The sequence below is a fragment of the Photobacterium sp. WH77 genome (assembly GCF_022014395.1).
Lineage (GTDB): Bacteria > Pseudomonadota > Gammaproteobacteria > Enterobacterales > Vibrionaceae > Photobacterium > Photobacterium arenosum.
Window position 1 is genome coordinate 19,766 of sequence record NZ_JAKLTE010000032.1, and the last position, 15,961, is coordinate 35,726.

Annotated in this window: 12 protein-coding genes and 1 pseudogene; 9 read left to right on the forward strand and 4 right to left on the reverse strand. The window is 50.4% G+C overall.

The features are described 5' to 3' along the window. The first annotated feature begins 87 nt into the window (after positions 1–87). The 4 genes from L6J37_RS20355 to L6J37_RS20370 all read left to right on the forward strand — a co-directional run bounded on the left by L6J37_RS20355 (position 88) and on the right by L6J37_RS20370 (position 4,297). Positions 88–1,320, forward strand: a complete 1,233-nt coding sequence (locus L6J37_RS20355; protein ID WP_237796427.1) for an ABC transporter substrate-binding protein — start codon at positions 88–90, stop codon at positions 1,318–1,320. Between the two features lie 70 nt (positions 1,321–1,390). Continuing rightward, complete coding sequence (locus L6J37_RS20360; protein WP_192016082.1) at positions 1,391–2,320, forward strand: carbohydrate ABC transporter permease; 930 nt, start codon at positions 1,391–1,393, stop codon at positions 2,318–2,320. Further along, entirely contained in the window at positions 2,313–3,179 is an 867-nt protein-coding gene (locus L6J37_RS20365) for a carbohydrate ABC transporter permease (RefSeq protein ID WP_192016081.1), read from the forward strand. Before L6J37_RS20360 ends, L6J37_RS20365 begins: the two co-directional genes overlap by 8 nt. 5 nt (positions 3,180–3,184) lie before the next feature. Next, positions 3,185–4,297: an ABC transporter ATP-binding protein gene (locus L6J37_RS20370; RefSeq protein ID WP_218384585.1), complete on the forward strand. Its 1,113-nt coding sequence runs from the start codon at positions 3,185–3,187 to the stop codon at positions 4,295–4,297. Between the two features lie 72 nt (positions 4,298–4,369). Here L6J37_RS20370 and L6J37_RS20375 read toward each other — a convergent pair whose 3' ends face one another. Next, entirely contained in the window at positions 4,370–5,737 is a 1,368-nt protein-coding gene (locus tag L6J37_RS20375) for a YjiH family protein (protein WP_237796421.1), read from the reverse strand. Positions 5,738–6,100: 363 nt separating this feature from the next. Here L6J37_RS20375 and traF point away from each other — a divergent pair, with 363 nt between their 5' ends. Then, positions 6,101–7,342, forward strand: a complete 1,242-nt coding sequence (gene traF, locus L6J37_RS20380) for a conjugal transfer protein TraF (RefSeq protein WP_237796422.1) — start codon at positions 6,101–6,103, stop codon at positions 7,340–7,342. Between the two features lie 380 nt (positions 7,343–7,722). Continuing rightward, positions 7,723–8,247, forward strand: a complete 525-nt coding sequence (locus tag L6J37_RS20385; protein ID WP_192016078.1) for an AidA/PixA family protein — start codon at positions 7,723–7,725, stop codon at positions 8,245–8,247. Between the two features lie 86 nt (positions 8,248–8,333). Here the strand turns inward: L6J37_RS20385 and mdtI are convergent, their stop codons facing one another. From mdtI to L6J37_RS20400, 3 genes are all read right to left on the reverse strand, one after another. After that, positions 8,334–8,663: a multidrug/spermidine efflux SMR transporter subunit MdtI gene (mdtI, locus tag L6J37_RS20390; RefSeq protein ID WP_192016077.1), complete on the reverse strand. Its 330-nt coding sequence runs from the start codon at positions 8,661–8,663 to the stop codon at positions 8,334–8,336. Beyond that, complete coding sequence (locus L6J37_RS20395) at positions 8,660–9,052, reverse strand: SMR family transporter (protein WP_237796423.1); 393 nt, start codon at positions 9,050–9,052, stop codon at positions 8,660–8,662. The genes mdtI and L6J37_RS20395 overlap by 4 nt, the downstream gene beginning before the upstream one ends. Before the next feature lie 194 nt (positions 9,053–9,246). Then, positions 9,247–10,176, reverse strand: coding sequence for a LysR family transcriptional regulator (locus tag L6J37_RS20400; protein WP_218384570.1), 930 nt, complete (start codon positions 10,174–10,176; stop codon positions 9,247–9,249). 265 nt (positions 10,177–10,441) lie between these two features. On the opposite strand from L6J37_RS20400, the gene L6J37_RS20405 reads away from it, so the two are divergent. From L6J37_RS20405 to L6J37_RS20415, 3 genes and pseudogenes are all read left to right on the forward strand, one after another. Then, entirely contained in the window at positions 10,442–14,653 is a 4,212-nt protein-coding gene (locus L6J37_RS20405) for a toxin VasX (RefSeq protein WP_237796424.1), read from the forward strand. Beyond that, positions 14,650–15,375, forward strand: a complete 726-nt coding sequence (locus L6J37_RS20410) for an MptD family putative ECF transporter S component (protein WP_237796425.1) — start codon at positions 14,650–14,652, stop codon at positions 15,373–15,375. Before L6J37_RS20405 ends, L6J37_RS20410 begins: the two co-directional genes overlap by 4 nt. Positions 15,376–15,387: 12 nt before the next feature. After that, positions 15,388–15,961 (forward strand): annotated as a pseudogene (locus L6J37_RS20415) (hypothetical protein); the annotation flags it as partial.

Here is a 15,961-nt window from a genome sequence, read left to right on the forward strand (position 1 = left end):
TAATCGGTGCCGGGATGCGGCTGTTTGGCAACGACAATAATAGTTATCCAGGGAGGATAAAACGTGAAAGGTCTGAACAAAACACTAATGGCGGCAACTTTGGCGTCGCTGATAACGGGACAAGCACACGCCGGCAATGTTGAAGTGCTGCATTACTGGACATCGGGTGGCGAAGCGGCAGCGCTTGCCATTCTACAAAAGATGATGAAGGAGGAAGGCCATAGCTGGACGGACTTTGCGGTGGCCGGTGGCGGCGGTGAAACGGCCATGACAGTGCTGAAGTCGCGTGCCATTTCGGGTAATCCGCCTTCCGCCTCTATGATAGCTGGCCCTGAAATTGCCCAGTGGGGTGATCTGGGTGTGCTGGCAAAACTGGATGAGGTTGCCACCAGTGAGCGCTGGGACGCATTGCTGCCAAAAGCCGTGGCCGACATCCATAAATATCAGGGCAGTTATGTTGCAGCGCCGGTGAATGTACACAGGATCAACTGGATGTGGATTAACAAGCCGATTCTGGATCAGGTGAACGGTGGCAAAGTGCCACAAAGCTGGGATGAGTTCTTCGTCTTTATGGATAAGGCTAAGCAGGCCGGTTTCGTCGCGTTTGCCCATGGCGGGCAGGACTGGCAGGACGCCACTGTGTTTGAACAGGTTGCTCTGGGAGTCGGTGGTGACGACTGGTATCGCCAGGCCTTTGTGGCGTTGGATAAGCAGGCGCTGAGTTCTGACACCATGACACAGGCTTTTGCGACCTTCAAAAAGCTCAAATCCTACATGGATCCGGGCATGCCGGGACGTGACTGGAACCTGACTACCGCGATGGTAATAGACGGCAAAGCCGCTGTGCAAATCATGGGAGACTGGGCAAAAGGGGAGTTTGCCGCCGCCGGTAAACAGCCAGGCAAGGATTATCTCTGTGCCACAGTGCCGGGAACGCAGAATACGTTTAACTTCAATGTTGATGCTTTCATGATGTTTGAGCAAAAGAGCAAAGAGGCACAGGCGGCCCAGGAGGACTTATCTCGCCTGCTGGTGTCGAAGGAATTTCAGGAAGAATTCAACCTGAAAAAAGGCTCCATTCCGGTACGTCCGGATGTGTCACTGGCCCGCTACGACAGCTGCGCCAAGCAGTCGATGTCTGATTTTCAGGCCAGCGCAAAATCCGGCTCACTGGTACCCAGCTTTGCCCATGCCATGGCAATGGAACCGGCAGTTAGCGGGGCCGTGTATGACGTCGTGACGAATTATTTCAATGATAATGACATGACGGCGGATGCGGCCACCTTACGTCTGGTGTCGGCTATCGAGCTGGCGCAGTAATCCCCGTCAGCCACACAGGCCGGTACAAACGGGTACCGGCTTTCCTGCCTATTTTGACAAGAGCCTTGTTATGACTATTGGAACCCAAGCTCAGCCACTGTCGGGAGCGCCGCCACGGGAAAGTCTGGCCGACAAACTGCAAGCCGTGTTGCCGAAGATAGTGCTAGCCCCCTCCATGGTGATCACTCTGGTGTTTACATATGGATTTATTCTATGGTCGTTGGTGCTGTCGTTCACCAACTCCCGAATGCTGCCTAAATATGATTTCATCGGTCTGAGCAATTACAGCAAATTGTTCAGCATGGATCGCTGGACGGTGGCCTATACCAATCTGTTTATTTTTGGTTTTCTGTTTATTGTGATCGCGATTTCGGTGGGCACGCTGCTGGCCATATTGCTGGATCAGAAGATACGGGCCGAAGGTGTGCTGCGAACAATTTACCTGTACCCGTTTGCACTTTCCCTGATTGTGACAGGCACCGCCTGGAAGTGGATACTCAATCCTCAAATCGGTATAGAGAAACTCCTGCACGACATCGGCTTCACCAGTTTCCAGTTTGACTGGCTGGTGGATAAGGACATGGCGATTTACACCATAGTGATTGCGGCAGTGTGGCAGGCATCAGGTTTTGTGATGGCCATTATGCTGGCCGGGTTGCGAGGGGTAGACAGCGCCATCATCAAAGCCGCGCAGATAGACGGTGCAACCATGCCGACGATTTATCGTCGCATCGTACTGCCTATCATGCGGCCGATCTTCTTCAGCTGCTTCATCATTTTGTCCCATCTGGCGATCAAGAGCTTCGATCTGGTGGTGGTGCTGACATCCGGCGGGCCTGGCTACTCGAGCGATTTACCCGCCACTTTTATGTATCAGTATGCGTTTGGACGTAACCAGATTGGGATTGGCTCGGCCAGCGCCATGATCACCCTGATGGGCTTTATTGCCATTCTGATCCCCTACCTGTATTCCGAACTGAGGAAGAAGAAGCATGGTTAATGCCAATTGGAGCCAGCAAGCCGGGCGGGCTTTCACGTATCTGGTCCTGATACTCTTTGCGCTGTATTTCATCATGCCGCTTGTGGTGATGGTGTTTAACTCACTGAAAGATTTAGCCGAAATACGGACCGGTAATCTGATACTGCCGCCACAGTCTCCGACCACAGAGGCCTGGCAAAAAGCCTGGTCATCCGCCTGTACCGGCTTGAGCTGCGAAGGCGTGTCTGCCTATTTTTGGAATTCTTTCAAAATCACCTTACCGGCTGTGGTGCTGGCGTCAGCCATAGGCGCAATTAATGGCTATGTCCTTGCAAAGTGGCGCTTCAGGGGCAGCGAAGTGTTCTTCGCCTTGATGCTGCTGGGCTGTTTCATTCCCTTTCAGGCGGTGTTGCTGCCAATGGCACAGACGCTGGGCTATCTCGGATTGGCGAACTCAGTACCCGGCCTGATTCTGGTCCATACCATTTATGGGATTCCGTTCACGACCCTGTTTTACCGTAATTATTACGTGGGCCTGCCGACTGAGCTGATTTCTGCCGCCAAGCTGGACGGTGCCGGTTTTTTCCAGACGTTTTACCACATAGTGTTACCGCTCTCAGGCCCGATCATAGTTGTGACGCTAATCTGGGAGTTCACCAATATCTGGAACGACTTTCTGTTTGGTGTGGTGTATTCCGGCCCGACGTCTCAGCCGATCACCGTCGCTCTCAACAACCTGGTCAACACCAGTCACGGTGTAAAGGAATATAACGTGGATATGGCGGCCGCCATTATTGCCGCTATCCCGACCATTTTTATCTACATCATCTCCGGTAAGTATTTCCTGCGTGGACTGGTTGCCGGTGCAGTCAAAGGATAATGACGATGTCGAGCTTACATATCAAAGACGTAAATAAGCATTATGGCGATTACCACGCGCTGAAAGAGATAGATATCAAGATAGACAGCGGTGAGTTTCTGGTGCTGGTGGGCCCGTCCGGCTGCGGTAAGTCAACGCTGATGAATACTATAGCCGGGCTGGACAGTATCAGTGACGGCGCGATTTTGTTAGGCGACAAAGACGTGACGCATTTGTCGCCTAAAGACAGGGACATCGCCATGGTCTTTCAGTCTTATGCGCTGTACCCCAGTATGACGGTACGCCGCAATATCGCCTTCGGATTGGAAATGCGCAAAGTGCCTCAGGCCCAGATTGCTCTGGAAGTCGACAGAGTGGCGACTATGCTGCAGATCGATCATCTGCTCGACCGCAAGCCGGCAGAGTTGTCGGGCGGCCAGCGCCAGCGGGTTGCCATGGGCAGAGCCCTGGCCCGTGAGCCGCAGATTTACCTGTTTGATGAGCCGCTCAGTAACCTGGATGCCAAACTCAGAGTGGAAATGCGCACTGAAATTAAGAAGCTGCACCAGCGGCTGAAAACCACCATAGTTTACGTCACCCATGATCAAATTGAAGCCATGACACTGGCCGACCGCATTGCTGTGATGAAAGACGGTGTCTTGCTGCAGCTTGCCAGCCCGGAGCAGATTTACAACAACCCGGTCAATATGTTCGTGGCGGGCTTTATGGGCTCACCCTCGATGAATTTCATACGCAGCTACCTCAGAGCACTCAATGACGGCTTGGCGATAGAACTGCATAACCGGGACGGCGAGCGGGTCAGTATTCCTTTGCCTGAGAGAGGAAAAGATTTGTCAGCCTGGGTGAATCGTGAAGTGATACTGGGGCTTCGTCCTGAGCAGATCCGTCAGGCAACGGCGAATTCGCCGGCAGTGTTTGAAAGACATATCAATAATCAGCTGGATGTGGTGGAACCGACGGGGGCGGATACGCTGGTGGTTACACAGTTTAACGATCAGGATGTGACCGCGAGATTAGACCCTGAAAGTCATCCTGTGTCGGGACGCGATTTCTTATTCGCGGTCGATGTGAGCAAAGCGGTGCTGTTCGATCCGGACAGTGAGGACAGGATTTATTAAGTGCTCAGAGATGCAGGTATAAAAAAGCGGCTGTTTCCAGCCGCTTTTGTCAGGGGGATGTTATGAGTGGTCTTAGAAAATCAGGTGAGCCATCAGCGCGATAACCGGCAGGGTGACCAGGGTACGCAGAATGAAGATCACGAACAGCTCCCAGGCCTTCACCGGGATCTTGCTGCCCAGCAGCAGAGCACCGATTTCAGACATATAAATCAGCTGTGTTACAGACAGTGCTGCAATCACAAAGCGAGTCAGATCACTCTGGATTTCCGTTGCCAGAATCGAAGGCAGGAACATATCAGCAAAGCCTACGACTATGGTTTTAGATGCTTCAGTTGCTTCCGGAATCTGCAGCAGTTCCAGCAGCGGGATAAAGGGTTTACCCAGCCAGTCAAACACAGGTGTGTTCTCGGCAACCAGCAGCGCCAGTGTACCTATGGCCATGACAACAGGCAGGACACCGAACACCATATCGACAGCGGCTTTGACACCGTCATTGACCACTTTGCGCAAGCTGGTGACTTTGTTGGCGCGCTCAAAGGCTTTTTCCAGACCGAAGCTCAGCACAGTGTGGCCGTTAGGCAGGGCATCCATGTTGGCATCGGCCGGGGTACCGCAGACAAATTCATCACGCTTACGGCTCAGAGGCGGCAGGCGCGGAACAACAATGGCAGCCACCACACCCGCCAGACATACAGTGGCGTAGAAAGGCAGGAACATGTGTTCCAGGTTAACCTGCGCGATCACAACCAGACTGAACGTAATGGAAACGGCAGAGAAAGTGGTACCAATAACCGCCGCTTCACGCTTGGTATAGAAGCCTTCTTCATACTGTTTGCTGGTCAGCAGGACCCCGACACTGCCGTCAGCCAACCAGGATGCCATACAGTCGATAGCTGAACGCCCAGGCAAGTTAAACAGCGGGCGCATGATTTTGGTCAGCATTGCTCCGAAGAATTCCAGCAGACCAAAGCTCGTCAGCAAAGGCAGGAAAAAGCCCGCACACAGGAAGACCGCAAACAGCACGGGCAGCAGGTCGTTCAGTACCAAGCCGCCGGTATTTCCGTCAAAGATAGCAACCGGACCGACTTTAAAAAACGTCAGGATGGCAAAGGTCGCACCCAGTAATTGAACGATGTACCAAGGCAGGCTTGGCTTAAACAGATTGGCAATAAAAGGTTTACGTTCAATAAAACGGGGTTTGATGAGGCGAACCAGAGTCGAGCAAAGCGCCGTCAGGGTAATGACGGTGGTGACGATGGCCGTCAGGCTACCTTCAAACAGGTTCTGGATTGCTTTTGCCATTAAGGCAATAGGGATGGTTATCTCTCCACCTACGGTGATTGGTGCCATAAACAGCAGCACACCGATGAATGATGGCAGAATAAACATGAGCCAAGGCGCTTTACGCTTGTTTGCGCCAGTTATCACTTGTTCTGACATGATTGACCTTTAAGTAACTGATACAACGTGTTTTGTGCTGAGTTGAGTGGTTCTTCCCAGCATGAACATGCAGTTATTATTAATATAATCGTGTCGGAGGTTACATTTTTTATCACTGCAATGGAATACTTCTCTGAAAGAATCATCTAATTATGCATTGTAAATTAGACGTTATGATAAGTTACTCACGTTTAACAACGATATATCTTGCATTACAATTTACGTTGGTATTACACATCGGCGGGATTTGTGCAGCACTTCACTGTTATTGACATTGTCATTGTTAAGCGTAAAGCCGCTTATATAATGGGCGCTTCTTGATGACTTTTTTGACAAATTCACGGCAAAAAAATACTAATACTTATGAATATTAAATTGCAGGGACTCACACTGGCAGTGGCTACGGCTTTGTCAGTCAGCACATTTTCCGCTCAGGCAGCGGTAAACGGTGCAGATGCACGCAGCGTGGCGATGGGCGGCACAGGTGTCGCGTCCGCCAGTTATCTGACAGCCAGCTTTTATAACCCGGCGTTGGTGGCACATTATAATAAGACCGATGATTTTGGCGTGTTATTGCCAGCGGTGGGGGTCAGTATTCATGATCCGGACGAGCTGAATCAGAAAGTGGAAGATTTCCAGGATGTTAATGACGAACTGGAAATGGCGATAGATAATAGCGGCGGCAGCCCGGTTTCTGATTCCCTGGTCAATGAATGGAAAGCGGCACTGATGGCCATGGATGAGGGTAAACTCAAGGCTGACATCAGTATCGGAGCGGCCGTTGCGGTGCCGAACCGTTATCTGAGCATGAGCTTGTTCACTCAGGCGCAGATTGTCAGCCTGGCTCAGGCCAACATTGATCCTGATGATTTGGCTGGTGTGGATGGCTCGAATCCGCCGGATCTCGACAATCTTCAGTCTGATGTGCTGGGGATTGCTGGTGGCATCGTCGATGTCGGTTTAACCATGGGTAAATCTTTCGAATTACCTACTGTCTCCCTGCCGGAGCAGAAGGTGTCTGTGGGTATCTCACCTAAGATTCAACAGCTGATTGCCGTGAGCTTCCAAAACACTGTCAGCCAGTTTGATAACAGTGACTTCGAATTTGAAAACGAATATCAGGATGATACGGCCTTCAACCTGGATATCGGTCTGGCTTACCAGCCGATCCCAACAGTAACTCTAGGGTTCAGTGGCCGTAACTTGTTTAAGCAGGAGCTGGAAACCAACACACCGGAATCCCCCGCAGGTCAGCCAGGCAAATTTACCAGTAAGACTTTGCTGGTTGAGCCTAAATACACTCTGGGTGCTGCATACAGTAACAGCTGGTTTACCGCTGCCGCTGATGTGGATCTGACAGAGCAGAAATATTTCAAAGAGTTTGATCTGGCGACGCAATATGCACGGCTGGGTATGGAATTGAATGGCTGGGACTGGGTGCAGTTCCGTGCCGGTTACAGCTTGAGCCTGACTGATTCTGCTGAAGATACCATGAGTGCCGGTATCGGCCTGAGTCCGTTCGGCGTGGTTGCGGTTGATCTGGCATTGCAATACGGCCAGGACAACAATTATGGTGCGGCCCTGCAGTTCGGCTTTACTATGTAATCACCTGGAAAAGTATAGTGCTCACCCCGTCATAAATTTGGCGGGGTGTGTATATGATAAATAGATTGATTACATGTAATCATGGCAGTGGATCAAATAACAGAAATAATCTGAATGAAGTTTTCACAATCCTTTGAATTAAAATATAAAAATAATTTCTGATTTTTTGATATTAATTAGAATTCCCCAGAATATTAGCTAACCTCATAAGCAATGAAGTTAATCTTCATTTAACTGCTAAATAACAAAATAAATAAAGAATCGATCTTTATTTTTATCGTCTCCGAAATTTTTAATCATGCTTTTAATTCGGTTAAATTATTATTCATCGAATAGCACGGTTAAAAGGGGGCTCACAAAAAAATATGAGGAACAACGTCATGGCAAATATTAATAAAGTCGAAATCGTCATCGACTGCGAAGCAATTGAAAATGGTGCACAGGGCTATCAAGCCGTTCAGATGTTTGCTGATCCCAGTCTGGTTATCGATAATTCACAGGGTTCTTATGAACTGAGCATTAAGGTCAATAACGGCGATGTGATTCGCTGGTCTGCGTTTCCGAAAGTGAGTGTTTCGGAAGATGGCAGTCATTATTCAGTTCTTATTGACGCTGAACATGAATGGAACAGTACTTTGATCAAAGGCTGGTCGGCGTATCAGGGCAATACACAAGTCTATGTCTATCAGGAAGACGGTATTCCGATGAATGACAGCGTTAACGTGCCATTTGTACGCCAGACGGCCTACATGCCGTATGTTCAGGCTGAAGCCACACTGCCAGGTCGCCCGAATCCGGGTACTCAGCAAAAAGCGGCGTATACATTCTGGGTACAAGTCTTTAAAGATGATCAGCTGATTAAAGAAATTAACTGGGACCCATATGTGACTGCCATTCAGCCATAATTTGTTTTTATAACACCCAATAGCGAGCGTTATTTTCTCTCGCTATTGGATCTTATCTAGTCTTTATTTATTAAAGCATTTCATCTTTAAGCGGTTTTCATCACAATTACTGCAGCGATAACCACAAAAATACCTGTCCAGCCAAGCGGTGAAAGTCGTTGTTTAAACAAGACAGAGCCGCCAATGGCGGTGCCCAGAATGCCTATGGCGCCCCATGACGCATAAGCCACCGCCAAATCAATCTCTTTGACGGCCTGAGCCAGCAGCGTAAAGGCACACAAGACCAGCGCGATAGACAAGCCTCCCCAGAGTTTGTGCTTGAAGCCGTTCGAACGGGTCAGTGCCATGTTGGCGGCAATGTCGACCAAAGCCGCCAGCACCACAAAGCCGAAGGACAGGGTAAAGAACTGACTCATGATCGGCTCCTTGCTGAGGTTGAGTGCGGTATTGAAGCCTTAGCCTGGGTGGCACGGCTGTCTGACTGCGCTTCACCCAACGTCACCATTACAATACCTGCCACGGCTAAACCCAGGCCAAGCAGTTCCTGACTGTTCAAATCGGCCTTGAACACCAGTAGTGACACCAGAGTGATCAGGGTAATACCCAGCCCCTCCCATATCGCATACGCTACACCTATGGCAATTCTCTTCGCCGCCAGCGACAGGAAGTAATAAGACACAGTGATCAATAGATACATGACCGCATAACCCCAGAGTGCGTCTTGCTGGCCGAGCAGATTCATGGTGCTGGTACCGGCGACTTCAGAAGCGATAGCCAGTAGCAGAAAGATTCGTGCAAGAAACATCATTCACCTTTAAATGAACTTAATTAAATGCATAACATTGAAGGACATGAAATCCCGCCAGCAGGGAGAAAAACGCTGAAACCGTACTTTTGTTGACTGTGCAGTAAAATGTTATGGAGTAAGGCTAGAGTAGCCCGCGATATTCGGCCTGGACAGGTAATTGAGATATTCATTTTTGAATATCTCTTGGTGGTTCAGAGCGGGTGTTTGAACAGGTTCTTTACAATACGATGTAAATGCTGGTGCATCGGGTGATTTCTGTTGGTCTGCAAAAAACCGCCTGAGATAACAAAGTCGCTGAATTCCCGGTTGACGGCAGGCATAGGGTAAGCCACCAGATCCGGAAAAAGCCGGATGGAGCTTTTGCTGGCGTACATGATGGCATCGGTATTGAGCAGCATCTCGGCTGCGACGCGTAAACTGTAGGTTTTGAGCAGTACGTTCGGCTGATAGCCCATGCGCTGATATTCAGACTCCACGGTACACAAAGGATTGTACGAAGCGGGGGACGGCAGAGACACAATCGGCAATTGCGCGACCGCCTCCCAGTCGTTGCTGTCTTTATCCAGCGACAGGCTCGGGTGGTTATGCCGGGCCAGTATCATCCGCTTTTCCGTAAACAGTGGGCGCATATAGATGTCGTTCGACAGCTCGGTTTCCTGATCCAAAATGCAGTAATCATGCATGCCTTCGAGCATTTCACCCTGGCTGTTATTGTTCCAGCTGGAAAAGGAAAACGTCGCGCGGGGAAAGGCCTGGTAACAGCCGCTCAGCAGGCGCGCTCCCTGCTCGTCGAGCAGATACGGATCGATGACCAGTGAGAGCTGGCCGTCATACGCCAGGGCACTGAAATCCTCAAACTCGTGCAACACCTTGGCAATGGGTGCCAGGATGTTGTCGAACTCTTCGGCTAAGCGCAGCGCCATCGGAGAGGGTTCCACACCGTGCGGCTTGCGCACGAACAGCGGGTCGTTGAACGTGGTCTTTAATCTGGCCACACCACGGCTGGCACTGGGCTGAGAGATCCCGAGCTGCGCCGCCGCGACTTTAATACTCTTATGATCAACCACCGCCTTGAGCAAGCGCATAAGATTGAGATCTAGTGTATCGAGCTGATGGGCCATGCAGACACCTGATAGATCAACAGAAAAGTGATTTGATGATTGTAATGGGTTGCGGCGTTCTGGTCACGGTGACAATCCGGCTGGCGTTATTTTGGCACCAGAAAGTGCGGTGAGTGGCTGTGATATTGAGCGCAAAACAAGATAAATAGTTGTATTGCCAGCAGCAACTGTGAATTTGCCGGCTGTTTACGACATAATGCCAAATGCGCATAACCGGCGTACTGCTTAAAATAGGGCCATTTTTGATCCCAACGGTGCCTTCTTCATGTCGTCCGATATCAAACCGACCAAACGTTTTGTCAAAGCCGCTTATCAGCCACTGGATGAGCGAATTTACAGCTCTAAACCTGAACCGGTTCCAGAGACAGAGCCTGTACCTGAATATGCCTATTCTGTGGCATTTGCTTGCCGGCCGGCGCTGTACCGACAATACGTCAAACCTTATCTGTCGCTGCAATTAAATCAGTCTGAGCAAGAAGGCCCGCTCACGCAATGGTCAGAGAAAGCGCAGGGTCAGCATACTTATGTGTCGTGCGAAGTCAGGAAGGATGAAGAAAAGTCACTGCAGGTAAATTGGCGAACCAGCCCTTTGGTGAGTTTTGGAGTGGATGCTGTCCTGCCGCACGACAAGTCTGCCGCAGTGATTCAGGAAGCCTTTGTGCCTGTTCGCCCGGCGATTCAGATGGGAGAGCAACTGGGCCTGCCGACCAAAGGCTACCTCTATCACTTTCTGGCAGGCAAACTGATCAGCGAATACCGTTGTATGGGGGAAACCTATCCGCGTTTTCAGGTTACCCAGAGCCGTGCGGAGGCCATGTATCCTGAACCCGCGATTGATCAACCGCTCGAATTCATCCTTGCCCTCTGGCAGCGAAACGGCCAGACGGTTCAGGATCAATACCTGCTCTATAGTCAGGAAGCACTGACTGACGATGCCATTAACAGTGTCGATACCGCCTTTCTGGATCAACATGGTGTGAAGCTGGACATGCAGCAGATTATCCCGCTGACAGAAAATGGCGGGCAACGTAAAAAGCACACCGTGGTTGAGGGAGAGACCTTATCCGGTATCGCAGACCATTATCAGATGACGCTGGAATCATTGTTGTCACTCAATCCATTCTGGCGTGATAACAAAACACAGCTGAGCATTGGCAGTCAGGTTTACCTTGAGTCGGTGGGGATTTACACCCATGGTCAGGACACACGTTACCCGGCTTCTGCAATGATGCTGGGAGACGGCGTTTTCGCCATCAGCAATCAGTCGCAGGGCTGGGTCGACTTTCCTGTGGTGAAAGTGGCTGAAGCGGAAGCAGGTCAGTTTACGGCCCTTTCCCCTGTGCGTTACGCCATTGATGCACGTAACGAAAAAGGACAGGGCTTGCACCCCGTTCAGGACACAGAGGTGTTTTCCGGGGGGATTTTTCAGTCAGCAGAGACACCCTACACTCTGCGTCAGATCCGTGACGGCTGGCTGTATGCGCTGCATCCGCTGCCAGAATCGGAAGAGTGGCAGCTGGAAGAATACAAGATTGAGCAGGGGGAGTTTCGCCGGGTAGAAGGCCACACGGCGCAAGCACGCGCAAAGGCGGAGCCTCAGCAACCGAAAAGCCATATTCTCTGCGCTACGGCGAGTCCGTATTACCTGGCCTATTCCGTGAAGCGCTGGACAGATCGTATCTGCGATTTTTATCTCACCGATGCACAGGCCCGCGACAACTGGCTGCGCAAAGTCGATCTGAATGCATCGGGTCAGCATACTCATCGCGCTGATGTCGCCACGGTGGAATGTGCTGTTGCCGATGTGAACGTCGAAGGACTGGATCCTTTTGCCGGAACCTGCGCGCCGCTGACAGGTGAGCCCGGCAAACCGAACGATTTTATTCATGTCCCGCCGAAAAAGACACTGGCCAGTTACACCTATCAGGCACCGTCAGCACACGGACAGCAGATAGTGGCTCTGGACGATCCGCTGGCCGACCTGAGCGATCTCTATCTTGCCCTGCTGGAGCCGGTACTGACCACCACGCCCGATGAGCAAACCCACCGCAAAGTGGTGCTGGCAGAAGCCATTCGCTCCATGGTTCGGGTGTCGATCCCGCAAGATAAAATGCCGGTAATCCAGCCGGAACAGTGGCTTGATTTTGAAAGCGCACTGGATACCTGTCTGGAATATCAGTATCAGATACCCGTACTGCATACGGGACCAGATAATACTTTGTCAGCCAGGCTTGAGCTGCTTAACCAATACAAACAGGCCAGTCTCAAGGCGCAGGCCAAGCTGGAAGCCATGGGCTTTTTCGGGGTTGAAGACTATGTGCAGGAATATACCGAACGTCGAAAAGCCCACTCACAGGTAAACTGGGACGGGCTGGATACCTTTTATAAAGCCTATCTGGCGTCGCAGGCGGGCGCGTATGCGGCGATCCCCGGCGCCTTTGACCGGCTGTTAGCCGCCTTGCCCACACTGGGTACTGAGCCGATGCGTCTCGGGCTGGACATGCTGTACAGCGATCACATGGCTTATCTGATGGAACTCTTCGGGGAGATCCTGCCTGCACTCAACAGCAGCGCCAGCGATGACGCCATGCAGCAGAAGCTGGCCGAGGCGCTGGTGCAGGAGACACCGGATAACCTGATGGCACTGGCCACCTCATTTTTCTCGGCGGAGTTCTATACCAAAGCCGATGAACTGGTGAAAGAAAGCGATGTGCTTGATCTGCAGCGTGAGTCTGTCCCTGTGACAGGTGTGGTCGCCGGTCTTAACAGCGTGCTGGGTTTTGGGCTGGGGACAGAATCGGCACTTTACCAAAAAACCTTATCCATGACGGTACCGCTGGGCGGTTTGATTGACAGTGCCATTGAAGCGGTGAAAAAAACGGCAGGCATGGGATTCCAGAAGGGGTATTTTACCTATTTAGGGATCACCATGAAAAAAGGCGGCTTTCGCGGTGGCTTCAATGTCGCGGCGATGACCTGGAGTCTGGAACAGATCTCTCAGGGCAAAATCGGTCTGAATCCGGCGTTTGAGCAGACCCGTCAGGCCTTCCGTCAGCGCTTTAGCGGTGCGGTCTCAGAGTGGCAGTCGCTGGATGAGCAGCTCAGGCGGATGCCTGCCGACTCACCCAAGCGGGCAGCGCTGGAACTGAAGCAGCAGAAAATGGAAACCCGTGTCGCCCGGATGGTCACCGAGGCACCTGGGGTATACGACAGTTTCAACGGCGCAAAATTGCAGGCGTTCAACAGTGTTCTGGACAGGGCCAATCAGGGGTTCAGTCGGCTCGGCCGGCTCGATTTTATTGTGGCGTTTCTTAATGCCATTAACGTGGTCGCCCAACAATACGCAGTGGAAGAGACGCTGGCCTCCACACCCAATGCCGACGTGAATACCCAGCGCCATGTGGTGGGTTTCAGCACCGCCTGGCTGATGCATGCCACCAGTGAGATCTTCCGCGGGCTGGCATTTGATAGGGTGAAGCAACATTCAGATTTACTAAAAAAGAAAATAAATGAACTAGCTCGCAAGGGAGCTAATTCGGAAGCTCAATTACTGGCCAAAAGCTATCTTCAGCGCTCCATGCTGGCAGGCATGCTGGGTGTTGTCGCGGCGGGGTGGGAAGCCTATATAACCTGGCAGGATGCTGAGAAAGCTGACTTTATGGTAGAAAAAGGCCTGCTATATACTAAGAGCTTAATTTTATATGCTCAAAGTGGTGTATGGTTGACGTTGGCAGTACAAGGAGGAAGAGGATTTGCTAACAGAATTGCTCTTGGGGTTGTACTCCAAGGCTGGATGGTCGCAGCCTGGTTTTGGTTGGGTATCGCTTATCTGGCCGTCTCTGTGATCATCAATGCCCTGCAACAATCCCCGCTGGAAAGCTGGCTGCGCAACAGTGTCTGGGGGGAAGAGCCCAAAGGCGATTGGACTGCAGAAACTGAATATCAGGCGCTGCTGCAAATTCTCAATCAGCCGCAAATTGAGGCGGTGGTCAAAAGTGCCAGGCAACTACCGGGCAAAGTCGCCTCCCCTTATGCGCCTTTGCCTTATACCTTTCAGCAGCAGTTGAAGCTCACTTTTCCGCAGCAACGTCCCGGACAGCGTATTGACGTCGGCGTTACTGTCTCTGGGCTGCGGGAGCGGGAAGTTTACGAAGGCTACTACAAAACCACTAAAGTTGATGCTTTTACCTATCAGCTGACCGAACAGGATATCGCACGGGGCGGCTGGGAATTTGATGAGCACAAGGTGCCGACGCTGGTGCTGGATATTCCTATCTGGGTAGAGCGTATTGATACCATCATAGTGTTTGCTGTGGTGAACAACCACAACCCCTTTGCCGAATCACAGCAGACGGCACAGTCTTATAAATATCAGGTGCATCCGCAGCTCCAGGCACAATCGGATGTGATGAAAGATGGCCAGGTAACCGATATGATTGGCCAACAACTGATTCCAGTAAAAGTAGAAGAATTATGACCACAACAGTATCTTTAACCGAATGCGCGGAAGAGTATAAACAACAGCAGCACCAGCAAGTTTTAGATGCTGAGGTAGTGCATGAGTGGGAGTGTGTGCTCCGCTCCAAAGATAAACCATTTATGCCGTTTATTATGATTGGAATATTCAGTGTTCTTTATGGCATTTCATATTTCTTAAGCCCAAGTATTACCTTTTTTTATATGTGGGCTATCACTGTCGTAATCTTCGCACCTGTCAGCTACTTTTTGTTTGATGCCGACTACGACTACAAAGGTCAAATCACCCCCAAAGGCATCATTGTTCAGCAAACAGAACGGGTGCCGGAGATCTTCTACAAGGCAACGCGGGGAATGGCCTATATCGGCATTGTAGTGTGTGTGATTGCCGCCCTGATGGTCGGGCCGCTGGCCTTTGTCGGTGCAGGGGCTTTTGCTTTGATGTCGTTTAAGATGACGGGCTTTCATAAAAAGGTCGAAATTGAGGTTATTCCATTCATTTTAAGCCATCAATATGAATATGAAGGACGAGAACAAGACCCAATCTATCAGTACTCAGTTTTTGCTTACTATTATGATGTGCTCGATTTTGAGAGAAATAATAATCTTGAATATTGGGTGAAGATCTATTGTCAAGTAGAACAATTCCCTGAGGTAGACAAGATTATTCGTCAGTATATTGATGTAACAAAAGAGAGGGAATGCTTTGGTGAAGCACGGTAAGGGTATAGCAATATGACAACCACAGTATCTTTACCCGAATACACGGAAGAGTATAAACAGCAACAACATCAACAAGTGCTGGAGGCTGAGGTGGTGCATGAGTGGGAGTGTATCTTGAGGAATAAAATTAAGGAATTATTTACATTAATTATAGGATTAGGGATATGCATGTTTTTCGGCGTGACCTATTATTTTAATCAAGATGTACTCATACTTTATTTGTGGGTCGGGATAATATTAATTTTCATGCCCCTAACCTATTTTTTATTTGATACAGACTACGACTACAAGGGCCAAATCACTCCCAAAGGCATCATTATTCAGAAAACAGAACGGGTGCCGGAGATCTTCTACAAGGCAACACGGGGCATGGCTTATATCGGCATTGTGGTGTGCGTGATTGCCACCCTGATGGTCGGGCCGCTGGCCTTTGTCGGTGCAGGGGCTTTTGCTTTGATGTTGTTTAAGATGACGGGGTTTCATAAGCAACCGAAGGTATTAGTGTATCCGTTCTTGGAAAGCTTTACTTATCGAAATACATGCTCTGAATTAGATGATATTTATCAATGGGATATTTATACATTTA

Bases quoted from the DNA above. Each gene is read 5' to 3' on its own strand.
- L6J37_RS20355 (WP_237796427.1), top strand. From the start codon at position 88: ATGGCGGCAACTTTGGCGTCGCTGATAACGGGACAAGCACACGCCGGC.
- L6J37_RS20360 (WP_192016082.1), top strand. From the start codon at position 1,391: ATGACTATTGGAACCCAAGCTCAGCCACTGTCGGGAGCGCCGCCACGG.
- L6J37_RS20365 (WP_192016081.1), top strand. From the start codon at position 2,313: ATGGTTAATGCCAATTGGAGCCAGCAAGCCGGGCGGGCTTTCACGTAT.
- L6J37_RS20370 (WP_218384585.1), top strand. From the start codon at position 3,185: ATGTCGAGCTTACATATCAAAGACGTAAATAAGCATTATGGCGATTAC.
- L6J37_RS20375 (WP_237796421.1), bottom strand. From the start codon at position 5,737: ATGTCAGAACAAGTGATAACTGGCGCAAACAAGCGTAAAGCGCCTTGG.
- traF (WP_237796422.1), top strand. From the start codon at position 6,101: ATGAATATTAAATTGCAGGGACTCACACTGGCAGTGGCTACGGCTTTG.
- L6J37_RS20385 (WP_192016078.1), top strand. From the start codon at position 7,723: ATGGCAAATATTAATAAAGTCGAAATCGTCATCGACTGCGAAGCAATT.
- mdtI (WP_192016077.1), bottom strand. From the start codon at position 8,663: ATGAGTCAGTTCTTTACCCTGTCCTTCGGCTTTGTGGTGCTGGCGGCT.
- L6J37_RS20395 (WP_237796423.1), bottom strand. From the start codon at position 9,052: ATGTTTCTTGCACGAATCTTTCTGCTACTGGCTATCGCTTCTGAAGTC.
- L6J37_RS20400 (WP_218384570.1), bottom strand. From the start codon at position 10,176: ATGGCCCATCAGCTCGATACACTAGATCTCAATCTTATGCGCTTGCTC.
- L6J37_RS20405 (WP_237796424.1), top strand. From the start codon at position 10,442: ATGTCGTCCGATATCAAACCGACCAAACGTTTTGTCAAAGCCGCTTAT.
- L6J37_RS20410 (WP_237796425.1), top strand. From the start codon at position 14,650: ATGACCACAACAGTATCTTTAACCGAATGCGCGGAAGAGTATAAACAA.